We start from the raw sequence: 21,346 nt of genomic DNA, 5'->3' as shown, positions 1-21,346 counted from the left end.
CCGGGGCGGCCGCCGAGACCGGAGCGATACCCGGAGAGGGAACCGAGCGGGATCGATCAGCCGCCGTGAGACGTTGGAGGGGGCAGAGAGGACAATGGAGGTGCGATGCTCGCGGCACTGACGGGCCTTGGGCTCTCCACCGCGGCCGGGCTCAACGCCTACATCCCGCTGCTGGTGGTCGGTCTGCTCGCCAACTTCACCGACCAGGTACGGCTGCCACAGGAGTTCGCCTGGCTCGCCAACGGCTGGGTGCTCGGGATCATCGGCGTGCTGCTCCTGGCGGAGTTCGTGTTCGACAAGGTCCCGGTGGTCGACAGCGTCAACGACATGATCCAGACCGTCGTCCGCCCGGCCTCCGGCGGTGTCGTCTTCAGCGCCACCGAGGCCGCGGCCCGGCTGGACGGCTCGACCTGGATGAGCCACAACCCCTGGCTCAGCTGGGTGCTGGGCATCGGGATCGCGCTGGCCGTGCACGTCATGAAGACGACCGCCAGGCCCGTGGTGAACGCCACCACGGCCGGGGTGGGCGCGCCCGTGGTCAGCACCGTCGAGGACGCCGGGGCACTGGGCATCAGCCTGGTGGCGATCTTCCTGCCCGTCCTGGTCATCCTGGTGGTGGCGGGGCTGGCGCTGCTCGCCTGGTGGGCGACCCGCAGAATACGGCGACGGAAGCGGAACCGGGTGGCCGGCCCGCGCCACTCGACGCCCACCTGAGGGGGAAAGTGCGGGATATGCTCGAAACATCTCGTCCAACCCTCGTGGGGAGGTGGTTCCGATCGGCGAATTCCTCATGATCCTGCTGGTGATCCTGCTGTTCTTCCTTCTCCTGGGAGCAGTCGGGATCTATCTGCTGGTCAAGGTCGGCAAGAAGGCCACGAAGAAGGCCAAGAGCGTCTCCACCCGGGTCGCCTCCCACATGGCCGCGATGGGCACCGGTGACGCCGCGGAGACCGAGCGGATGCGTCTCGACCTGCGGCGTGAGGTCTCCCTGACCCGCCAGGCGGTGGACCACGCGCTGCGCGACGGCTGGGGACTGGGCGACCTGCCTCAGCTGGTGGGAGAGATCGCGGCGCACGCCGAGCAGCTCGACGCCCAGCTCGCCCACTACGCCCAGGAGCGGCGGGTCTCGCCCTACATCGACCACACGGCGCTGGGCCGCCTGCGCGAGCACCACGCCAAGCTGACCACGTCCTGCGCCCGGATCAGGGCCGACCTGCGCAACGACCAGATGGCGCACTCGGCCGGGGGCATCGACCAGATCCAGGACCGCACCGACCTGGAGATCGAGGCCCGCCGCCGGGCCCCCGACCCGCTGGACCAGATCGACGAGCTCTACAAACGCACCATGATCAACCGCCCCCTCCCCGACGACCTCCGCTGACCCCGCGCGCGCCGTCGCCGCTCGCGGCGGAGACCCCGGGTGGGGTCAGCGGCGGCTCAGCCTCTGGCGTGCCCCGTACAGAACGGCCCCGATCACCAGGACCGCGCCGCCGGTGAGCACCGCCACCGGCGGGAGGCTGAAGGCCAGCGCGACGCAACCGGCCAGTCCGAGGACGGGAACGGCCCGGGGCGGGCGGCCTTCACCGGGAGGCAGGGTCCAGGCGGAGGCGTTGGCGATGGCGTAGTACACCAGGACACCGAAGGAGGAGAACCCGATCGCGCCGCGCAGGTCGGTGGTCAGCACGAGTACGACGACGATGACGCCGACGGCGAGTTCCGCCCGGTGCGGCACCTTGAAGCGCGGGTGAACGGCGGCCAGGGCGGGCGGCAGGTACCGGTCCCTGGCCATGGCCATGGTGGTGCGGGAAACCCCGAGGATCAGCGCGAGCAGCGAACCCAGAGCCGCGACCGCGGCACCGGCGCGGACGACCGGGCCCAGGGCCGGCAGGCCGGCGGCGGCGACCACCTCGGCCAGTGGCGCGGAGCTCTCGGCAAGGCGCCGGGGGCCGAGGACGGCCAGTGCGGTGACGGCCACGCAGACGTAGACGACCAGGGTGACGCCCAGCGAGATGGAGATCGCCCGGGGAATGGTGCGAGCGGGATCCCGCACCTCCTCACCCAGGGTGGCGATGCGGGCGTATCCGGCGAAGGCGAAGAACAGCAGGCCCGCGGCCTGCAACACCCCGCCCGCGCCGGCCTCGGAGACGATGTCCGGCAGGATGGGCCGCGCGGGCCCGCTCGTCAGGCCCGCCGCCACCACGGCGGTCAACACGGCCAGCACGACCACGACGATGGCGCGGGTCAGCCACGCGGCCTTCTGCACCCCGGTGTAGTTCAGCGCGGTCAACATCGCCACGGCGGCCACGGCCACCTCCCGCTGGTGTCCCGGCCACAGGTAGAGGCCCACGGTCAGGGCCATCGCCGCGCAGGAGGCGGTCTTGCCGACCACGAAGCTCCAGCCCGCCAGGTACCCCCAGAAGGGGCCCAGGCGCATCCGGCCGTACAGGTAGGTGCCGCCGGAGGCGGGGTAGCGTGCCGCCAGCCGTGCCGAGGAGGTGGCGTTGCAGTAGGCCACCGCCGCCGCGAGCGCCAGCCCCAGCAGCAGTCCCGATCCGGCCGCGGCGGCCGCGGGGGCCGGTGCGGCGAAGACCCCGGCTCCGATCATCGCGCCCAGGCCGATCACCACCGCGTCTCCCAGACCCAGGCGACGCTCCAGCCGTTGCTGCCGGGCTCCGGCCGATACCTCCGCCATGGCACACGCTCCGTCCGATATAAAACGAAACTCGATATCGGTTCACGATATCGAGTCGAGCCGTGCAGGGATCCCCCGGGCCCGGAACCGGTTGACAAAGCCGTGACCACGATGTGCGCGGTCGACGGGAGCATTGCCGAGGCCGTCGCGTGAGGCCCTGCCCCACGGGAATGCCCCGGAGGCAGGGACGGTGAGACAGCGGCCAGAAAAAAAGGGGGCCCGATGGGAAGCTCGCAGTCGCCCGAGGTGCGCCGGCGTGACCTACTGGGACTGTCCGCCGCCGCCATGGCGGGAGGTCTCCCCCTTGCCGCCTGCGGCGGCTCGGTGAGCCCGGTCGCAGCCGGGGCGTCCCCATCCGCCTCGGGATCCGCCGCCCAGGAGCAGGAGGCGCCGGTGACACCACCGGAAGATCTCATGCGTGAACACGGGGTGCTCAAACGCGTCCTGCTGATCTATCGGGAGGGGATCCGGCGGATCGAGGGCGGCGAGCCGGTGCCGGCTCAGCCGCTGAACGCCGGGGCGCGCATCATCCGCGGCTTCATCCAGGACTACCACGAGCGGCTGGAAGAGCAGTACGTGTTCCCGCGGCTGCGCGAGGCCGGCAAGCTCACCGACACCGTCTCGGTTCTGCTGCTTCAGCATCAGAGAGGTCGCGTCCTGACCGACCGCATCCTGCGGGCCACCGGCGCATCGGCCACACCGCGAACGGGGGATCGCCGCGAACTGGTCGCCGCCATGGCCGCCTTCATCCGGATGTACGAGCCACACGAGGCCCGCGAGGACACCGTCGTCTTCCCCGTCTTCCGCGACGTCGTCCCCGCAAAGGAGTTCCTCCGGTTGGGAGAGACCTTCGAGGACGAGGAGCACCGCCGCTTCGGCCAGAGCGGGTTCACCGGCGTGGTCGGCCAGGTCGCCGACATCGAAAAGGCTCTCGGGATCTACGACCTGGCCCAGTTCACACCGCGGGTGTGAAACCCGTGCCGGCCGCCGTCCCCGTGGTCTAGGACCGCCACTCGGCCTCGGTGAGGAGTTCGCGGGCCAACTCGGCCAGCGCGGCCCGGTCCTGGGTGAGAGCGGCGCGTCCCGCCTGGGTCGCGCGATACACCCGGCGCACCCGCCCCTCGACGGTGCGCTGCTCAGAGGTCAGCAATCCGTCCGCCTCCAGCCGATGCAGGGTCGGATACAGCGTGCCAGGGCTGATCGCATACCCGTGCCGCTTCAGCTCCTCTGCCATCCACGCACCGTGGATGTCCTGTTCGGCCGCGTGGTGCAGGATGTGCAGCCGCACCGCACCACGCAGAAACTCCCGCATGCGCCCCCTGCCTTCCGCGTCACCGGTGAACGTTCGGTGACAGAGAAATGACGATACCGATAGCCGCCCTCCTGGTGAGCCACCGGTGGTGCCGTGGTCGAGGGACGCGTGCCCGCCACCTCGACCACGGGTGAGTCAGGAGACCCCGGCCTCGCGCATGTCGCGGACCTCCCGCTTGAGCTCCTTGATCTCGTCACGGAGCCGGGCGGCGACCTCGAACTGCAGGTCGGCGGCGGCCTGGTGCATCTGCTCGGTGAGCGACTCCATCAGCGCCTCCAGCTGGGCCCTGGGCATCTCTCCGGCGATCGCCCTGGCGTGCTGGCCCGCCTGTTTGACCGCGAAACCGGGGACGGGTGCCTTGCCGCGCGACTGCTGGCGGCCGCTGCCACCGAGCAACTGGGCGGTGTCGGCGTCCTCCCGGCTGAGCGAGTCGAGGATGTCGGCGATCTTCTTGCGGAGCGGCTGCGGGTCGATGCCGTTGGCCTCGTTGTAGGCGATCTGCTTGGCCCGGCGGCGGTTGGTCTCGTCGATCGCCCGTTCCATGGAGGGGGTGATCCGGTCGGCGTACATGTGCACCTGGCCGGAGACGTTTCTGGCCGCGCGGCCGATGGTCTGGATCAGGGAGGTCTCCGAACGGAGGAATCCCTCCTTGTCGGCGTCGAGGATGGCCACCAGCGACACCTCGGGCAGGTCGAGGCCCTCGCGGAGCAGGTTGATGCCGACCAGCACGTCGAACTCGCCCATCCGCAGCTCGCGCAGCAGCTCGATGCGGCGCAGGGTGTCGACCTCGCTGTGCAGGTAGCGGACCCGGATGCCGAGTTCGAGCAGGTAGTCGGTGAGGTCCTCGGACATCTTCTTGGTCAGCGTGGTGACCAGGACCCGCTCGTCCTTCTCGGTGCGGGTGCGGATCTCGTGGATCAGGTCGTCGATCTGCGACTTGGTCGGCTTGACGATCACCTCGGGGTCGATCAGGCCGGTCGGCCGGATGACCTGCTCGACCACGTCGCCCTTGGAGCGGCCCAGCTCATAGGGGCCGGGGGTGGCCGACAGGTAGACCGTCTGGCCGATCCGCTCCAGGAACTCCTCCCACTTCAGCGGGCGGTTGTCCATCGCGGACGGCAGGCGGAAGCCGTGGTCGACGAGGGTGCGCTTGCGGGAGGCGTCCCCCTCGTACATCGCGCCGATCTGCGGGACGGTCTGGTGGGACTCGTCCAGGACCAGCAGGAAGTCCTCGGGGAAGTAGTCGAGCAGGGTGTTGGGCGCGCTGCCCGGCTCGCGGTCGTCCATGTGCCGCGAGTAGTTCTCGATGCCGGAACAGCTGCCGATCTGGCGCATCATCTCCAGGTCGTAGGTGGTGCGCATGCGCAGCCGCTGGGCCTCAAGGAGCTTGCCCTGGCGCTCCATGGTCTCCAGGGACTCGGCCAGCTCGGCCTCGATGCCCCGGATGGCCTTCTCCATCCGCTCGGCGCCCGCGACGTAGTGCGAGGCCGGGAAGATGTAGAGCTCGGTGTCCTCGGTGATCACTTCGCCGGTCAGCGGATGCATGGTGGAGAGCTTCTCGATCTCGTCACCGAACATCTCGATCCGGACGGCGAGCTCCTCGTACTTGGGAATGATCTCGACGGTGTCGCCGCGCACCCGGAAGGTGCCCCGGGTGAAGGCCAGGTCGTTGCGGGTGTACTGCATGTCGACGAGGCGGCGCAGCAGGCTGTCGCGCTCGATCTCCTGGCCGACCTTGAGCCTGACCATCCGGTCGACGTACTCCTGCGGGGTGCCCAGGCCGTAGATGCACGAGACCGAGGCGACCACGATCGTGTCGCGGCGGGTCAGCAGCGAGTTGGTCGCCGAGTGGCGCAGCCGCTCGACCTCCTCGTTGATCGAGGAGTCCTTCTCGATGTAGGTGTCGCTCTGCGGGACGTACGCCTCGGGCTGGTAGTAGTCGTAGTAGGAGACGAAGTACTCGACCGCGTTGTTGGGCATCATCTCGCGCAGCTCGTTGGCGAACTGGGCGGCGAGCGTCTTGTTGGGCTGGATGACCAGGGTGGGTCGCTGGAGGCGCTCGATCAGCCAGGCGACCGTGGCGGTCTTGCCCGTACCCGTGGCGCCCAGCAGGACGTTGTCCTTGTCACCCGCCTTGACGCGCCGTTCGAGCTCGGCGATCGCGGTGGGCTGGTCGCCCGAAGGGGTCATGTCGGTGACGACCTCGAAGGGGGCCACCTTGCGCTGCAAATCTGTTACCGGCCTCACCTGTTCCACTGTAGGCGGCGTGACCGACAATCCTTCTCCGTACGGTCCCTCACCGGGGCACCCGGCTTAACCGCGAAGCAAGTGAATCGCAAGCGAGGTCCCCTTTACTGGTCGACGTGCCTGCGCTCACAAAGCGTGATATATCGAGCTTTCGACATACGACTACCTCGGAGGTGTGATGTCCCGGCCAAGAGAAGCCATGCAGTACGCGAGGGCCGCGGCCCAGACGATAGGGCAGGGCGGCGACATGCGCCAGGTGGTCGGGCAGGCCGTCGGACAGTTCGCGGGCCAGATGACAGGGCAGCCCAACGGTGGACCGGGTGACTCCGGAGGCTCGGGGAACGCGGGCTTCGCGCTCAACCCCTCCGACTTCGCGGCCGCCCGTGACCAGGGCGCCTCCCCGGGCACGGTCATCGAGGCCCGCAGCGCGCCGCTCAACGAGGCGGGCGAGATCGTCAACCGGAGCTTCGGCGGCAAGGGCCAGCACGGCGAGTCCGTCCACGTCATCTCCCCCGTGGTCATCCCCAAGAGCGGTGCCGCCAAGGTGATCATCCCGCTGGTGGTGCTGGCCGGCCTCGGCCTGGTCGGGCTGGTCGCCACCGGCCTCCCGGACGGGGCACGGGTGCTGTTCGGCCCGCACTACTGGGCCGTGCTGGTGCTGGCCGCGGTGTTCCTGTGGTGGCGCAGGAGCGTGGTCATGGTGCCCGAGGGCTGCAAGGCCCTGATCACCAAGTTCGGCAAGCTCGTGCAGATCGCCGAGCCGGGCCGGGTGACGCTGTTCAACCCGTGGAAACGGGTCAGCTACATCGTCAACACCACCCGCGAGTACCCCTTCAACGCGCCCATCCGCGAGGCTCCCACCCAGCAGGGCGTCAAGGCCAGCGTCGACCTGTTCCTGCAGTTCCGGATCGAGGACCCGGCCGAGTTCATCTTCGTGCTCGGCTCGGTCAGCGGCTTCCAGGCCAAGCTGCAGAACGCCATCAGCGAGGTCACCCGCTCGCTGATCTACTCCCAGCGCGCCGAGGAGATCTACGACCTGGTCGGCGAGAGCACGATGGGCATGCTGGACAACCTCAACCAGCAGTTCCTGCCCGCCGTACGGCTCACCGACGTCAACATCACGCACGCCGAGCCGTCCAGCCAGGAGTACCGGATGGACCTCGCCGCCCCCGAGATGATCAGGGTCGCGAAGGAGGCGTACACCTACGAGTACGAGCTCCAGCTGCGCAAGGAGCAGAACGAGGGTGACCTGATCAAGGAGCTGGCCGGGCTGCAGGAGCAGCTGTCGGCCATCCACGCCGAGATCGCCGGATACCAGGCCCGGATGGACACCGCGCTGGAACGCGCCTCGCACCAGGCGAAGGCCCAGGCGAGCCAGCGGCTGGTGGAGGCGGAGTCCACCGCCAAGGCCAACGCGGCGCTGCTGGAGGCCCAGGCGCTGGACATCCGCGCGCTGAGCGCCGCCGAGGCGCCGGAGATCCTCGACTACCGGTTCCAGCAGGACCTGCTCGACAAGCTGGAGTCCGTCGCCTCGCACCTGCCGCGCCTGGTGCAGGTCGGCGAGGACGTCGACCTCGACCTGCTCGCGCTGGCCAGGCAGCTGGTCGGCAGCCGCGAGGCGCAGCTGTTCTCCGAGGCGGACATGGCCGCGATCAGGGCCCGGATGGCCGAGATCGGCGGCCGCGTCGAGGAGCGCGGGGCGGAGATCACCGCCCTGCTCAACCCCCCCGCCGACGTCGCCGCTCCGGTACGAGACGAGGACTGACGTGCACCGGAACGGACCACGAGGCGAACGAGGAGCGGTGAGGACCCAGTGAGCAACGGAGAATTCTCCAAGATCAAGGAATCTCTGGCCTCCTGGTCGGAGATCCGCCAGCTGCTGCGCGGCGGCGAGTCGGGCCAGCTGGTCCCGGTGGTGATCCCCAAGGACCGGCGCGGCTTCGCCTGGGTGACACTGCTGTTCTTCGCCCTCTACCTGGCGGGCACCGCCGCGCTGGCCGACGGGGTGTTCTCCCTGCTGGCCGCGGTCGGCGCGGTGTTCTTCCTGGTGGTGGCGCTGATCTGGCTCTGGCGCCGGGCGATCATCGAGATCGAGGAGGGCACCACCGGCGTGCGCAGCCGGTGGGGCGCGATCGTCGGCACCCTGCCTCCCGGCCGCCACTACCTGTGGCTGCCGTGGGACCGGGTGGACGCGGTGGTGGACACCTCCACCGAGATCCCCTACTCCGCGCCGATCGTGGCCTGCCCGACCGCGGAGAACGTCCCGCTCAAGTCGATCGAGTTCTTCCTGAAGTTCCGCATCGTCGACCCGGTGGCCTTCGTCCGTACGATCGGCGCCGGCAACTTCGACCTGGTGCTCAGCAGCGCCGTACAGGACGCCATCCGCCAGCGCAGCCGCCTGGTGCGCACCGAACGCGCCTACGACCTGCGCGGCTCCGACGTCGGCGACATGCAGGAACTCCTCACCCGCCAGCTCGGCCGGTACGGCGTGCGGATCACCGGCGCCAACATCCCCGACGTGCAGCTGCCCGACCAGTACCAGCAGCACCTGGCCACCCGGGAGAAGGTCGCCAAGGAGCTGTCGGCCTTCGAGCGCGAGTGGGAGCTCACCCGCAAGCGCAGGATCGACACCCTGCTGATGGAGATCGAACGCGCCAAGAAGACGCGGGACGCGCGTATCGTCGAGGTGCGCGCCGCCGCCAACACGGCGCGTAAGGACGTCGCCCGCATGCTGGAGGAGCACGAGACCGAGGCGCAGCGGGTGCGCTGGGAGATCGAGGCCAGGGGCCGGGCCGAGCTCACCTCCGCCGAGAACGAGGCGAAGGGGCTGCGCAGGCTGGCCGACTCCTACCGCGACAACCGCGCCGTGCTCCAGTACGAGCTGGCCCGCCGCAGGCTCGACGTGGGCGCCAAACTCGCGGAGAGCGCACCTCGTCCCGTCGTCGTCCGCACCACCGGCGCCTCCGGCGACACCTCCGCGCTGTCCACCCTGCTTCTGGCCCAGCTCCTGCCCCAGTTGGGCGGCGGCAACGGCCAGGTCGCCCCGCCGAACCAAATCCCCTGAGAAAACCTGGAGTCAAGATGGTGTTCCGTAAGCTGATGGCCGCGTTCGGGGCGGGTGTCGAGGTCGACACGGTCCTGCAGAACTCGCACGTACGGCCCGGCGAGGTGCTGCGCGGGCAGGTCAACTTCCGCGGTGGCGGCTCCGACTACCGGGTCGAGGGCATCTTCATCGACTTCACCGCGGTCGTCGAGGTCGAGAGCGGCGACAACGAGTACAAGTCGACCTACAGCTTCCTGCGCCAGCAGATCACCGGGCCGTTCCACCTGGCCGCGGGCGCCCCGCAGTCGGCCCCCTTCCAGATCCAGGTCCCCTGGGAGACCCCGATCAGCGCCATCGGCGGCCACCCGCTGCGCGGCATGCAGCTCGGCGTCTCCACCGAGCTCGCCCTGGCCGGCGCGCTCGACAAGGGCGACCTCGACCCGCTGTTCGTCAACCCGCTGCCCGCCCAGGACCACCTGCTCGGCGCGCTGGACCGAATGGGCTTCCGCTTCAAGAAGGCCGACCTGGAGCGGGGCACCCTGCACGGCTCGCGGATGCCGTTCTTCCAGGAGATCGAGTACTACGCGGGCGGCGAGTACCACCGCCACTTCAACGAGCTGGAGCTCACCTTCATCGCCGGCCCCCAGGCGATGGACGTCATCCTGGAGGCCGACAAGCGCGGCGGCTTCCTGTCCTCCAGCCACGACAGCTACAGCCGCTTCACCATCCACTACAACGACCACCCGGGCCAGGTCGAGCAGTCGCTGCGCGCCGGCCTCCAGGCCATGGCCCAGAAGCGCGGCTGGTTCTGACCTTTCTCGCGTTGCCGTCTCGGCCCGGTCACCGCCTACCCGGTGACCGGGCCGCTTCGTCTCCCGCTCTGTCAGCCGGCGGCCCCGTTCGGCGGAAGGGGAGCTCGTGCTCACCCACCGCACGCCGGGGCTGTCACAGATCCAGCTGGTACTGGAATGTCCGGTGGGTGGGCCGGTAGCCGAGCGAGTCGTTGACGGCCCGCATGTGGGTGTTGCTGTCGGCCGTGTCCGCCAGCAGCCCGCCCAGGTCCGGATAGCGTTCACGGGCCTGCCGGATCGCCTCGGCCTTCATCCACCTGGCCAGGCCGTGTCCGCGGTGTTCCGGCAGGACTCCCGTGCCGTAGTGCTGGCCGTCCCCCTTGCCGTCGCCGGGAACGACCAGCTCGGTGAACCCGGCGATCGAGCCGTCGGACTCGTCGATGGCCACGACCGTGTGAAGCGACTCGCCGCGGTCCTCGATGGCCCGGGCGGCCGCCCTGACCCGCTCGACGTCCCAGACCACGACACCGTAGTCGGCGTCGTCCATCGGCATGTCGTCCATGGCCCGGCGAGAGGCGGCGAAGGTGTCGGCCAGTTCGTCCGGCACCGTCCCGTCCCAGGACCGCAGCCGGTACCCGGGGTGCGGCCGGTCGGCGACCGTGTCTACGATGGCGTGGGCCGGCACCAGCCTGGCGTACGTCAGGGCGAGCACCCTCCTGAACCCCCTGGCCGCCAGGAACCGGTCACCCGGCGTATCGGCCCGAACCTGGGCGAGCACACAGCGCCGCCCTTCCCGCCCGGCGCCCGCAATCGTCCGCGCCAGCAACTCGGAGCCGACACCCTTGCGCCGCTCCGCGGGATGCACGTTCAGCTCCAGCTCGGCCAGATGGTCCTGCCCCTCACGGTCGAACAGGCGCAGAAACGCCGATCCCACCGGGACTCCGTCGCCGTCGGAGGCCAGCCACACCAGGCGGCGGCCGGACGCGCCCGGACTGGGATCGGCCAGCGGATCAATGTGAATCGACAAGGTATCTCCATTCCAACTGTTCCAAGGTGGCCGGGCCACCCGCGAAAACCACGATCGCCCGCGTCCGGGGACCGGCAGGCCGGTCATCGTCGCGCCAGTTGGAACCAGACGATCCGGCCCGCCGTGCCCTCGTGCCACCCCCACGACAGGGACAGCTCGCGAACCAGCCAGAGCCCACGGCCGCCCTCCGCGCCCTCGTCCGGCCCGGGCGGAATTTTGGGGGCACAGGTGGCGGACCCGCTGTCGGCCACCGCTATCTGGACGCTCTCCCCGCAGTTCGCCACCACGACCGTCACCAGCCCGCCGGCGCGTCCCGACTCCGAATGCCGCACCGCGTTCGACACGAGTTCACTGACCAGAAGTTCCGCGTCGTAGGTATCCCGCTGACCTGATCTCCTCAGCACGCCTCTGACATATCGCCGGGCCGTACAGATCGACCCGGCCACCCCGGGCAGTTCGACACTGCCCAGCAGGTCGAGCGCGGAAACCGCTTCGGCACTCATTGGATCATCACCATTCCTGCAAGGTGCCAGTCGCTCGAAGAACGCCTGTCACGATGTCTCCGCTTTGCTGTGACGCACGACTGCCCGACGACATCCGATGGGGGCGGGCGGGTGCCGCTAACCCGCCGGGCGCAGGACCCGTCGGCTCTTGGCCTTGGCCTGCTCGACCGTGACGGGCATCGTGTACCAGCCCTTCACCACAGATCCCGCCATGCCCGTCCGGCCGCCCGACTGATCGGCCAGGTGGTCGGCGAACCCGCCGAGGCCCTTGCCCGCGTCGGTGAACAGCTCCCGGAAGAACTGCGGAGGCCTGGGCCCCTCCGGACGGTCGGCGAACTTGCACAGCAGCACCGACCAGGGCAGGTCGCCCTGTACCGGGTACGCCTGGGCCGGCAGGGCGGGCAGGCAGAGCAGAGCGAGCAGCGCGATCGCCGCGGCCAGCAACGATCTTCGTAAGCGCATGAATCCTCCTTGGACACCCCCGAGGCCAGACCAAGGTCTCAACCGCCGCTTGTTGCTCACTTGTACGTGAATGAAGACCCCGCCGACCGGTTCCCGGCTCGCGCCGTCGCCCACGAAGCGGCGGCCAGGCCACCACCTGCGAAGGCGACCCGGACCGCCTGTCCTGAACCCCGTATTCCGGCCTTTCCAGTAATCCACAAGCCGCTTCCCAGCGCCGTGGGCGAGCATGCGACAGCGGGGTGCCCCCGCCCAGGCGGTCGCCGCGGAGAGGCAGCCGGCCGTCCACAGCGTCCAGGCCGATCCCACCTACACCGGGCTGTGCCGGGCAACGAGCCCCGGCCACTCGTCTTCGACGGCCCGGGATCCCGCGAGATCATCGGCGTCCTGCTCCGCACGCGCACGGGTTCGACCAACCACCACCTCGCCGTCACCGCACCCGCCTCGCACCGCGGCCCGAATCGAAGCAGCGTGACGACCTGCGCGGCCCCGCCCGTCGACATCGCCACCGTGAGCGAGCTGAACTACGACGGCGCGTGCGGTCCGGCCCTCTCGACCCCGCTGCGGGCCAAGATCACTTCCGGCAAGGGGACGACGCGCTACCAGTGGGTCGACGAGAACGAACAGCCGCTGCTCGGAAGCGGTGTGCAGACCGTACAGATCACGGAGGACGGCGGCACACAGTACGTCGACGGCCCGCGGCTGCCGCGGCAACGCCCGGCAGGCGGGAAGGTGGCGCTCCTGTTCCCCGACCTGAGCTCCCCCTCATGTCCGGCCTGACCGCTGCCCCGACTAGCCCCGTTTTCCGCGCGTGCCGCGTCGTCCCAGTTCGGCAGCCATACAGCGGGTAATCGCCCCAGGCCAATCGGGATCACGTGCGGAACACAGGACCGGCGGCGAGCCTCCCGCCCCGGCCCCGAACACCGTCGCCATTCCTCGAAGCGGTCCGGGGCATTGATTCGCTCCCCCGACAGGAATATGGATTACCCAGTTTCCTCGCTTGAGGAAAGGACGGCGGCGCGGGCGGTCGTCAACATACTGAGCCGATCATAAGTTCTGGGACTTTCGAGAAGACCGGAAGGCGAGTCATCCCTGCCGGGGCGGCAGGTGGACCGGCGGGATCTCCGGAGAATCTCAATACTTATGATCGCCTCAGCATGACGCCTCGCGATTGATTGAAACAATGGTCTGCTCGACCGCCGAACCTCAGCCCGCGAACGACTGTCCCGGTGGCCGATTCTCGCGCCTACTCTCGGCTGCCAGGCGGCGGGCCATTTCGCCGAGGGTGGTCGTGCACATCACGTTGGACAGGCCGCCCTCCTCGGACAGGCTGTGGCGGCGGACCGCGTAGTAGCCGCCTCCGGCCGCCTCGGAGATGAGCCACTGACCGCCGTACCGGGCGATCAGGGCGGCCATCTCCCCGGGGGCCGGCACGCCGGTCATCGCCGCGCCAGCCGGAACCAGACGATCCGCCCCACCGCGCCCTCGTACCAACCCCAGGACAGGGCGACCTCGCTGACCAGCCAGAGCCCACGGCCATCCTCGGCGTCCTCGTCCGGTTCGGCCGGCGCCCTGGGAGCGCACGTGGCGGAGCCGCTGTCGCCCACCGCTATCTGAACGGTCTCCCCGCAGTTCGCCACCACGACCGTCACCAGCCCGCCGGCTCGTCCCGACTCCGAATGCCGCACCGCGTTCGACACCAGCTCGCTGACCAGAAGCTCCGCGTCGTAGGTATCCCGCAGACCTGACTTCTCCAGCACTCCCCTGACATATCGCCGGGCCGTGCCGACCGACTCGGCCACCCCGGGCAGTTCGACACTGCCCAGCAGACCGAGCGCGGGAACCGCTTCGGCACCCATTGGACCACCGCCATTCCTGCGAGGTGCCAGGCGCCCAGAAAACGCCTGTCACAATGTCTCCGTTAACCAGGCGAATTGTCCATTTAGTTCCTTGACATCGCCCGGATAAAGGCTTGGCACCATAGAGTGCGCAGAGTTAGGCTGCCATTACAGAAAGAATCGACCGACAAATGAACGACGGCCCTCTACATATGGTGTAGCCATTTGTCATTTATTTGACGGCCGACGTCATCAAAACGTTGGAGAGGTGAAATGGGAAACGACCTCGACCCGCGCCTGACACCGGCCCAGCGCTTCGGCCGCGAGCTGGCGCGGGCCCGCAAGGAGGCGGGCCTGTCACAGACCCGGCTCGGCACTCACCTGGGCGTCTCATCGTCGCTCATCGGCCACATCGAGATCGGCAACCGGAACCCCAGCCTTGACCTGGCGGCCCGCTGCGACAGGTTCTTCAAGACGGATGACCACTTCACCCACCTCTGCCGGAACATCACCGCCCCCACCGGGCCACGCTGGTTCCTCAGATGGTCCGAGGAGATCGAACCCCGGGCCCGCGTGCTGCGCTGCTGGGACCCGCTCCTGGTCCCCGGCCTGCTCCAGACGGAGAACTACGCACGAGCCGTTGTCCGTGGCGGCCTGGCAGCCTCCGAGCAGGAGGTCGAAAACCAGGTCAGCGCTCGCATCCGACGACAGCTGATCTTCAAAAGGGAGACTCCGACCATCCTGTGGGCGCTTCTCGACGAGTGGGTGCTCCGCCGCCCTATGGGAGGTCCGGAGGTCATGTACGAGCAACTCGACCATCTCGCCTCCGCCGCCGACTGGCGGAACGTAAAGGTGCAGATCGTTCCCCACGACACCTCCTGCACGACAGGACTGCTGTCCGGATTCGTTCTCGCCGAACTCTCGGACGCGCCGACCGCCGTCTCCATAGAGTCGGCGGGAGAAGGCGAAGTTTCAGCGGAACACAGTCTGGTAAGTGTCGTCTGGGATAGATATGACAGGATCCGAACAGAGGCACTTCGTCCCAGCCAGTCGCTAGAAATGATCAAAGAAGCGAGGGACCAATGGAAGCGACAGATCTGACCGGCCTCGACCTCTCCAAGGCCACCTGGAAGAAGAGCTCCCTCAGCGGCGAGAGCGGCGGAAACTGCGTCGAAGTCGCCCACCTCCCCCGAACCATCGCCATCCGCGACAGCAAAAACCCCACCGGCCCAGCCCTCACCTTCACCCCGACCGAATGGCACACCTTCCTCACCGCCGTGAAGTCAGGCCACTTCGACTGACCAGCCGGACCTCTCTTCGCGGCCGGATCTCAAATTCCTGCTCAGAGACCCACTCTCGCCTGAAAACCGCATGCACCCGACCGTCCCAACGGTCGGGTGCCGTTTTGATATGGTGCGGCTTCCCATAGGTACAACTCACTCGGGCCGTCGCCCGCGCTCAACGATGTGAATGGTGCGGACCTCCGGCTTTGCAAGCAGTTCAAGCACCAGGTCATGGCTATGTAAGGTGGCAATGAAGCCACAGACTTTCCCTCGCGCCGCGTTTAAATCCACGCGCCACAGGTGGCCGGGGGTGTGGGCTACCCACACCCCCGGCCATCTCTTATCGTCCGGTGAACCGCGTGGCCGATCGCGCTCGCGCCCATCGCCTCAATGAGGGCGCACGATGCGCAGCGCCAGACTTACCCATTAATCCTGTCGTCGTAGTTATAAGGCCACACGGTTTTAGCCCACCAGAATTTTCCACCGAACTCATTGATCGAAATCGTCTTGTCTCGACTGGTGCAGTGCGACGGTTTGGTGGCGCCATTCTTGCACAACGCAAGAACCTTGAGCGTTCCCCTCACTGTATGCTTGACCCCGCTAAACCCATCGCAGAACAGATTTCCGCATGTTAGGGAGAACGGCCTGAGAGGCTCCGGGAGCAGCCGTTTCACACCGGTCGGGCCGTCGTAGGAGAGAGTGCCGGTTGTGTCGCTTTGCGCGATGCCCATCCCGGGAGGCCACGAGATGGAGGGAGACCAGAGTGGGGATCTGAACGTCAAGCTCGTATCGACTTTCAGCTGAAGATTATCGAGGATCAGCTTGTCGACCTTGCTCTTGCCGAACGACCCCGATGGTTTGACCTCTGTGTACACGCTCCATTCCTTCACCTGAAGAGGAAGTATGGTGTTTTCGTATTGCCATCTGAGGACGCCGCCGGCCTCAAACGGGAGCCCCTTCGTTACATAGTTCCAGCCGAAGATATCCGACCTACAGGCGGCACCAGAGCAGACTCTGAGGGCGCCCCATCCCTCCGGTCCCACCGGCCCTGCGCTCCCGCCGGCACCACCTGCCGAGTCTTCACACACCTCGTGTTCGCCGCCGCCCGGGTCGACGAACCCAGCGCAGCGGTCGTAACCGTCTGTTCCATCCTGATATTTCGGCATTGGGGCCTGAATCTCGGTCATGTTGCCGCACCGGTCGAACACGTGAATCGAGATGGTGGACTCGATCGGATGGACGACACCCTTCGTGCTGGCCCTCGCCCCTGAACCAGGGGCTGGCGAGGTTTGAGTCCAGGCCCGCGTGACGGAGGCGACAACGTGAACCGATCCCCCCGGACCGGGCTGAATAACCACGTCGTCCAGCGTGACACTGGAGTCGCTGCGTGTCTCTTCCATCTGCTCCATGCTGGCGTCGTACTGCGCAAGGGCCGTGTTCAGCAGCGACAACTTCGCGGTGCTCGGCGCATCAGGGGTCACACCTGACACGTCCCAGATCGTCGCAGCCCGCCCCTCCAGTACAGCGTCCTGCGCCTGGTAGTAGGCCTTGACCCGCTGGATGTACTCCGCCGCCCCTGACTCTTCGGCGGCGGCCTTGGTCTGCGGCTGCTCGCCGTCCAGGAACGGGATGCACGGTTGGGTCGCGTCCTTGACCGGCGGTGGCGGCACGGCCTTCGGCGTGACCGTCGTCGCCTCCCAGTCACTCTGTCCGAATGCGGTCTTGGCGCGAACCTTTACCGTGTGGGATTCCCCGTTCGTCAGCCCGGTGATTGCCCCGTACGGCTCTTTGACGTCGAGAGTCTTCACCACGGTGCCGCTGCTATTGGCGACCTCGATGTCGTAGCCGTCCAGCATCGCAACGCTGCCGTTGGATTCCGGTATCCCCCAACTGGCTATAGCGCTGCCGTCGCCGCCGGATGCGGTGAGATTGAGCACCCTGCTGGGTGGGCCGGCGAGCAGATAGGTGAGGGAAAGCGTCGGTTGCTCGGTGGCTGCCGTGTCGCCGAAGGTTATCGTCGCGTCGGTGTTGGAGGTGAGCAGGATCCATTGGTACTCGCTGCCTGCGATGTCGGCCTGCGGAGTGTTCAACGGCAGAGACAACGGCGTGGCACTGGTGTCGGCGTCAGCCGCCAAATCCGAGCCCTTACTGTCACCGGTGACCGGGCTCCTCAGCGGTGTGGCGGTGATTGCCGCGTCCGCAGGGCACACACCTCCGGCGCAGACCGGGGTGCCCATCTTGAGTATGCCCTCCGATACGGCCGCACCGTCCGGAAGCTCGTCCAGCCGGAATGCGATCACCGCTGCGGTCTTGTCAACACCGCTACCGCCGATCTGCATGACGGTCGAGTCCGTCACCGTACAGGGCGAACCGTCACAGGCGGTCGGGTCGACCTTGGCGGTTTTGATGACGAAGCTGTCCTTGCCCAGTGTCAGGTGCCGGATGTCTTCGGTGGGGGGCGGCGGCGGTGTACCGGGTGTGGTGAAGGAAGCGGGGGCGGTCTTGGGGGTGCAGACTTCTTCGATGCCTGAATCGTCTGATGTGGTGGCGCTGGTCGTCGTCTTCGACACGGCAGCTGAGGGTGTGGTGCCGCCGAGGGGGGTGTTCATGTCGGTGGTGATCTCGGCGGCGGTCTGGGCGCGGTTGTAGATGCGGACGTCGTCGATGGCGCCCTTGAAATATTCGCCGTAGGCGGTGTTGCCGCCGATGTGGAGCTTTCCGGCGTCGTTGGTGATCGAGCCGGTGAAGGTGGTCTGGCCGATTTGGGTGCCGTTGCGGTAGAGGCGGGCGGTGCTGCCGTTGTAGGTGACGGCGAGGTGGGCCCAGGTGTTGGTGGTCAGGGCGGTGGTCGCGGTGACGACTTCAGGTACGTCGTCGATGGTGAACCAGCCGGTGGGGGTTCCTTCGGTGGTGGCGTACAGGCTGTAGGACAGGTCGTTGAAACCGTTGTGGTCCTTGGCGATGACGGTGCGCCAGCCGTCCAGCGCGGTGGGCCTGACCCAGGCCGACAGGGTCAGCGCGTTGGTCAGCCGCAGGGAGGGGGAGCTGTTGACAGTGACCCAGCTGGTGGTGCCGTTGAAGGACAGGGCCTGGCCGAATTTGCCGGTGGTCCACGTGGTGCCGCTTGCGGTGCCGTTGTTGGTGCCGGTCGCGTCGGTGATGGCGGTGCCGGTGCCTTCGTTCATGCCGTAGGCCGCCACCAGTCCGGCAGGCGTCGGGGTCGGAGTCGGGGTGGGTGTCGGGGTGGGTGTCGGAGTCGGGGTGGGTGTCGGGGTCGGGGTGGGTGTCGGGGTCGGGGTGGGGTCGGTGCCGGGGTCGCCCCCGTCCTGCGGGCCGGTGACGCAGGCGGTCATCTGCCACTTGTAGGTGCTGCCGGCTTGCACGGTGTTGGCCGGGAGTTGGAAGGAGGCGCGTTCGCCGCCGTTGACGGTGCGGGTGCCGAGGGGGGCGGAGCCGACCGGTAGCCCGTTGCTGTCGTAGAGGTAGTACTTGGCGGTCACCGCGCGGCCGGATGGGCGGTTGACCATGCCGGACAGGATCGGCTGTTCGGGGTCGGCCATGCCGGTCTCGGTGTCGGAGGGCAGTGTCGGGGCGTCGCTGGTGATGCGGTAGGCCGGGCTCTCGTTGCAGGAGGGCGGGGTGACGCCGCTGCGGCAGGCCTTGACGACGAACTTGAAGCTGGCCGGGTTGTCGAGGGTGAAGACCTTGTCCAGCGGTTGACCGGAGGGGATGTCGTTGTGGGTGGTGGTGCCGGGCACGCCGACCAGGGCACGGATCTCGTCACCGGTCAGGACGCGCTGGTAGGTGTGCACGTCGTCGATGGCACCGTCGAAGGTGGTGCCCTCCTCACCGAAGAGGCTGCCGCGGCCGAGTTCGAAGGCGCCACGGCCGTTCCAGGTGACGGTGTGGTCGCGTTCGGCGTTGAGTTCACCGTCGACGTACAGGCGCATCTTGTACGCGGTCGCGTCGTACTGCGCCGCGAGATGGGTCCAGCGACCGACGCTCGCCAGCTTCTTCGACCCGATGGGGATGGGATCGACGGCGGTGGCGCTGTCGCTGTCCATCACATTGAAGATCCAGCGCTGGTCCAGCTCGGCGGCGTTGGACGTGAGGTAGCCGAGGCTGAAGGCGGGCTGGTTGGTGCCTCTCTGGGAGAACACGGCCTGGTCGGCGGCGCCGCTGTCGAGCCGGGCCCAGGCGGTGACCGTGTAGCTCTGGTTGGTGTTCAGGACGGGGTTGTTCGTGCGGATCAGACCGCCGGGGGACAGCTTGACCGCCTGGCCGAGCTGGCCGGGGATGCGGCTGTAGGTGCCGCTCAGAGTGGCGTTGAAGCCCTTGCCGGTGGTGTCGGCGGCGCTGGTGCCGGAGGTCTCGTCCAGCTTCCACCAGGCCGCCTCCCCGACGGGCAGTTGCGTGGCCGGGGGCGCCATGGTCGAGTCGTTGACGGTGACGGTGTAGTCCAGGTTGGCCGTCTCCGGGACGCTGGACTTGTAGGTGACCTTGACGTTGGTGCTGCGGGCGATGGCGTCGTTGCCGACTATGGAGTCGATCGACTCGGCGGAGACGGTGGGGATCACCGGCGGCAGTACCCAGTCCACGCTCAGCTTGGGCACCTTCGGGCCGCCCCACAGCTGGGCCCAGAAGGAGTAGCTCTCTCCGGTGTCCCTGGGGACCGGGAGCTCGCTGCCCAGCCGCAGTTGCAGGCCGTGGTTGGGGGTGCCGGAGGCCCAGGCGCGGGTCATCGTGGTCAGATCCCAGCTCCAGACCGCGCCGTCTGTGGTGACCTGGGCGCACGGGTCGAGCGAGGAGCGTTCATTGGGGCTGGTGGCCGGCTGGTTCTCCCAGAAGGTGTCATCGGCGACCCACGCCTCGGTGATCCGATGGGCCGCGACCGACTGCAGGGTGCCGCACGTGGCGTTGCCGTTCAAGTACAGCTGCATGGTCGCCTTGACCACATGGCGGCCGGTGATGGCGGCGGTGTCGAACGCCAGGAGTGCGCGGGTGGCCTGCTCGTTGGGGTAGCTGCAGTTGCCTGGCGTCGGGCAGCTTCTGTGGTTGGATCTGGAGACCAGCCCCGGCCCCTGCTGGTAGACGGGGGACTTGACCGACACCTCCTGCGTCACCCCGAGCGTGGTGGTGGGGTCCACCCGCACCGGATACCGGGTGGCCGGGTCGGCCAGCCACTTCGGGTCCGGTTTGAGCACCAGCACGGTGCCGCCGTTCTCGGTCCTCACCTCGGTGTCGACCTTGGCTTCCCGGCCCGGCTGCCTGGCGTCGGCTTTGGCGGCGGTCGCGTCCCACATGCGTGGCGCGGGAGCGGAGGCCACCTTGCGGCCTTTACCCGCTGACAAGGTGAGCATGCCGGACTTCGTCTCACGAAGCGTGAGCCCCGGGGCGTGCACCGGCAGCCGTAACTCCACCGGCCCGCTCGGCCGCTCGCGCAGCACCACATCGTGCCGGAAGCCGGTCGGTAGCGCGGTCACCACCAGGTCCGCCGACGGGCCGGCGGCGCCGGCGTAGGTGGCCACGTTACCGTTAACCTGCGGCTTCGGCAGCGCTGTGGGCCAGGACAGGCCGAAGCTGTCCGTACGGCCCAGCCGCATGGTGGCGAACGGTGCGGCTCCCCCGGCCGACAGCCGCAGATTGGCCTTGGCCAGACGCGGCTTGAGCACGCCGTTCTCTTCGACGAGCGTGGTGTCGATCCACGCCCAGGAGCCGTCCGCCTGCCGCAGTTGGGCAGGGCCGTTGTAGGACTGGGTGGACAGATGCCCGTCCGGATACGCCCAGGTGCGTGAGGTCTCGGTGAAGGCGGCCTCCACCGCCACCGGTTTGTTCTGCTTCCTGGCCTCCGCGACCGCCGCACGCAGCGGCGCGTCCGGGTCCTCCGGACCTGGGAAGGTGGTTGTCGAAGGTGTGGAGGGCGGGGTCGGTTGCGGATCGGCCTGGGCGGACGCTGATACGCCTGCCACCAGCACCGATGCCGTGACTGTGAGCACCATCGCCACAGGCAGGAAAAGACGAGGTGGTTTTGACCGCCTCGCCACGCTGACTGACTTGTTCACTGACACCCTTTTTCGTTAAGGGGCAACCAGCAAACAAGCCTCACCTTTAGCCAAGTTCACATAGCAATATCAGGAGAATCACCATAAAT

Annotated in this window: 18 protein-coding genes; 9 read left to right on the top strand and 9 right to left on the bottom strand. The window is 68.1% G+C overall.

Annotated elements, in window-relative coordinates; genetic code table 11:
- Positions 1-105 precede the first annotated feature (105 nt).
- Both AB0J58_RS04935 and AB0J58_RS04930 read left to right on the top strand, forming a co-directional pair.
- Complete coding sequence (locus tag AB0J58_RS04935) at positions 106-714, top strand: DUF4126 domain-containing protein (protein ID WP_364210355.1); 609 nt, start codon at positions 106-108, stop codon at positions 712-714.
- A 52-nt stretch (positions 715-766) separates the two neighbouring features.
- On the top strand, positions 767-1,381 hold the full coding sequence (locus AB0J58_RS04930) for a hypothetical protein (protein ID WP_364210352.1): 615 nt from the start codon (positions 767-769) through the stop codon (positions 1,379-1,381).
- Positions 1,382-1,426: 45 nt separating this feature from the next.
- Here AB0J58_RS04930 and AB0J58_RS04925 read toward each other — a convergent pair whose 3' ends face one another.
- Entirely contained in the window at positions 1,427-2,692 is a 1,266-nt protein-coding gene (locus AB0J58_RS04925) for an APC family permease (protein WP_364210349.1), read from the bottom strand.
- Positions 2,693-2,914: 222 nt separating this feature from the next.
- On the opposite strand from AB0J58_RS04925, the gene AB0J58_RS04920 reads away from it, so the two are divergent.
- Complete coding sequence (locus tag AB0J58_RS04920) at positions 2,915-3,664, top strand: hemerythrin domain-containing protein (RefSeq protein ID WP_364210346.1); 750 nt, start codon at positions 2,915-2,917, stop codon at positions 3,662-3,664.
- Between the two features lie 28 nt (positions 3,665-3,692).
- Here AB0J58_RS04920 and AB0J58_RS04915 read toward each other — a convergent pair whose 3' ends face one another.
- Both AB0J58_RS04915 and uvrB read right to left on the bottom strand, forming a co-directional pair.
- A complete protein-coding gene (locus AB0J58_RS04915; protein WP_343968811.1) occupies positions 3,693-4,004 on the bottom strand; it encodes a PadR family transcriptional regulator in 312 nt (103 codons plus the stop codon).
- A 135-nt stretch (positions 4,005-4,139) separates the two neighbouring features.
- The gene (uvrB, locus tag AB0J58_RS04910; RefSeq protein ID WP_343968809.1) at positions 4,140-6,251 is read right to left on the bottom strand and encodes an excinuclease ABC subunit UvrB; all 2,112 of its coding nucleotides are present in this window, start codon (positions 6,249-6,251) and stop codon (positions 4,140-4,142) included.
- Positions 6,252-6,450: 199 nt separating this feature from the next.
- On the opposite strand from uvrB, the gene AB0J58_RS04905 reads away from it, so the two are divergent.
- The 3 genes from AB0J58_RS04905 to AB0J58_RS04895 are packed head-to-tail and all read left to right on the top strand — an operon-like array spanning position 6,451 to position 10,106.
- The gene (locus AB0J58_RS04905) at positions 6,451-8,016 is read left to right on the top strand and encodes an SPFH domain-containing protein (protein WP_343968807.1); all 1,566 of its coding nucleotides are present in this window, start codon (positions 6,451-6,453) and stop codon (positions 8,014-8,016) included.
- 48 nt (positions 8,017-8,064) lie between these two features.
- The gene (locus AB0J58_RS04900; RefSeq protein ID WP_343968805.1) at positions 8,065-9,315 is read left to right on the top strand and encodes an SPFH domain-containing protein; all 1,251 of its coding nucleotides are present in this window, start codon (positions 8,065-8,067) and stop codon (positions 9,313-9,315) included.
- A gap of 17 nt (positions 9,316-9,332) precedes the next feature.
- Positions 9,333-10,106: a sporulation protein gene (locus AB0J58_RS04895; protein ID WP_364210343.1), complete on the top strand. Its 774-nt coding sequence runs from the start codon at positions 9,333-9,335 to the stop codon at positions 10,104-10,106.
- Between the two features lie 133 nt (positions 10,107-10,239).
- On the opposite strand, the gene AB0J58_RS04890 is transcribed toward AB0J58_RS04895, so the two are convergent.
- From AB0J58_RS04890 to AB0J58_RS04880, 3 genes are all read right to left on the bottom strand, one after another.
- Positions 10,240-11,112, bottom strand: coding sequence for a GNAT family N-acetyltransferase (locus tag AB0J58_RS04890; RefSeq protein WP_364210341.1), 873 nt, complete (start codon positions 11,110-11,112; stop codon positions 10,240-10,242).
- A gap of 83 nt (positions 11,113-11,195) precedes the next feature.
- Entirely contained in the window at positions 11,196-11,615 is a 420-nt protein-coding gene (locus tag AB0J58_RS04885; RefSeq protein ID WP_364210338.1) for an ATP-binding protein, read from the bottom strand.
- A 117-nt stretch (positions 11,616-11,732) separates the two neighbouring features.
- Complete coding sequence (locus tag AB0J58_RS04880) at positions 11,733-12,077, bottom strand: hypothetical protein (protein ID WP_364210335.1); 345 nt, start codon at positions 12,075-12,077, stop codon at positions 11,733-11,735.
- Positions 12,078-12,395: 318 nt separating this feature from the next.
- On the opposite strand from AB0J58_RS04880, the gene AB0J58_RS04875 reads away from it, so the two are divergent.
- A complete protein-coding gene (locus tag AB0J58_RS04875) occupies positions 12,396-12,854 on the top strand; it encodes a hypothetical protein (protein WP_364210332.1) in 459 nt (152 codons plus the stop codon).
- Between the two features lie 426 nt (positions 12,855-13,280).
- Here AB0J58_RS04875 and AB0J58_RS04870 read toward each other — a convergent pair whose 3' ends face one another.
- Together AB0J58_RS04870 and AB0J58_RS04865 are read right to left on the bottom strand one after the other, a co-directional pair.
- Complete coding sequence (locus tag AB0J58_RS04870) at positions 13,281-13,517, bottom strand: hypothetical protein (protein ID WP_364210329.1); 237 nt, start codon at positions 13,515-13,517, stop codon at positions 13,281-13,283.
- Positions 13,514-13,933, bottom strand: a complete 420-nt coding sequence (locus AB0J58_RS04865; protein ID WP_364210326.1) for an ATP-binding protein — start codon at positions 13,931-13,933, stop codon at positions 13,514-13,516. The genes AB0J58_RS04870 and AB0J58_RS04865 overlap by 4 nt, the downstream gene beginning before the upstream one ends.
- 252 nt (positions 13,934-14,185) lie before the next feature.
- Between AB0J58_RS04865 and AB0J58_RS04860 the strand changes: the two genes are divergently transcribed.
- Together AB0J58_RS04860 and AB0J58_RS04855 are read left to right on the top strand one after the other, a co-directional pair.
- Entirely contained in the window at positions 14,186-15,013 is an 828-nt protein-coding gene (locus tag AB0J58_RS04860; protein ID WP_364210323.1) for a helix-turn-helix transcriptional regulator, read from the top strand.
- The gene (locus AB0J58_RS04855) at positions 14,995-15,213 is read left to right on the top strand and encodes a DUF397 domain-containing protein (RefSeq protein ID WP_364210320.1); all 219 of its coding nucleotides are present in this window, start codon (positions 14,995-14,997) and stop codon (positions 15,211-15,213) included. Before AB0J58_RS04860 ends, AB0J58_RS04855 begins: the two co-directional genes overlap by 19 nt.
- 401 nt (positions 15,214-15,614) lie before the next feature.
- Here AB0J58_RS04855 and AB0J58_RS04850 read toward each other — a convergent pair whose 3' ends face one another.
- On the bottom strand, positions 15,615-21,194 hold the full coding sequence (locus tag AB0J58_RS04850; protein WP_364210670.1) for a LamG-like jellyroll fold domain-containing protein: 5,580 nt from the start codon (positions 21,192-21,194) through the stop codon (positions 15,615-15,617).
- Between the last annotated feature and the right edge of the window lie 152 nt (positions 21,195-21,346).

The sequence above is a fragment of the Streptosporangium sp. NPDC049644 genome, from assembly GCF_040675205.1.
Taxonomy (GTDB): domain Bacteria; phylum Actinomycetota; class Actinomycetes; order Streptosporangiales; family Streptosporangiaceae; genus Streptosporangium; species Streptosporangium fukuiense.
This window is presented reverse-complemented; position numbering and strand designations above follow the sequence as displayed.

What these genes read in the sequence shown, in the direction of transcription:
- AB0J58_RS04850 (WP_364210670.1), bottom strand. Translation starts at nt 21,194, where the DNA reads ATGGTGCTCACAGTCACGGCATCGGTGCTGGTGGCAGGCGTATCAGCG.
- AB0J58_RS04860 (WP_364210323.1), top strand. Translation starts at nt 14,186, where the DNA reads ATGGGAAACGACCTCGACCCGCGCCTGACACCGGCCCAGCGCTTCGGC.
- AB0J58_RS04935 (WP_364210355.1), top strand. Translation starts at nt 106, where the DNA reads ATGCTCGCGGCACTGACGGGCCTTGGGCTCTCCACCGCGGCCGGGCTC.
- AB0J58_RS04855 (WP_364210320.1), top strand. Translation starts at nt 14,995, where the DNA reads ATGGAAGCGACAGATCTGACCGGCCTCGACCTCTCCAAGGCCACCTGG.
- AB0J58_RS04895 (WP_364210343.1), top strand. Translation starts at nt 9,333, where the DNA reads ATGGTGTTCCGTAAGCTGATGGCCGCGTTCGGGGCGGGTGTCGAGGTC.
- AB0J58_RS04880 (WP_364210335.1), bottom strand. Translation starts at nt 12,077, where the DNA reads ATGCGCTTACGAAGATCGTTGCTGGCCGCGGCGATCGCGCTGCTCGCT.
- AB0J58_RS04905 (WP_343968807.1), top strand. Translation starts at nt 6,451, where the DNA reads ATGCAGTACGCGAGGGCCGCGGCCCAGACGATAGGGCAGGGCGGCGAC.
- AB0J58_RS04920 (WP_364210346.1), top strand. Translation starts at nt 2,915, where the DNA reads ATGGGAAGCTCGCAGTCGCCCGAGGTGCGCCGGCGTGACCTACTGGGA.
- AB0J58_RS04865 (WP_364210326.1), bottom strand. Translation starts at nt 13,933, where the DNA reads ATGGGTGCCGAAGCGGTTCCCGCGCTCGGTCTGCTGGGCAGTGTCGAA.
- AB0J58_RS04925 (WP_364210349.1), bottom strand. Translation starts at nt 2,692, where the DNA reads ATGGCGGAGGTATCGGCCGGAGCCCGGCAGCAACGGCTGGAGCGTCGC.
- AB0J58_RS04915 (WP_343968811.1), bottom strand. Translation starts at nt 4,004, where the DNA reads ATGCGGGAGTTTCTGCGTGGTGCGGTGCGGCTGCACATCCTGCACCAC.
- AB0J58_RS04885 (WP_364210338.1), bottom strand. Translation starts at nt 11,615, where the DNA reads ATGAGTGCCGAAGCGGTTTCCGCGCTCGACCTGCTGGGCAGTGTCGAA.
- AB0J58_RS04870 (WP_364210329.1), bottom strand. Translation starts at nt 13,517, where the DNA reads ATGACCGGCGTGCCGGCCCCCGGGGAGATGGCCGCCCTGATCGCCCGG.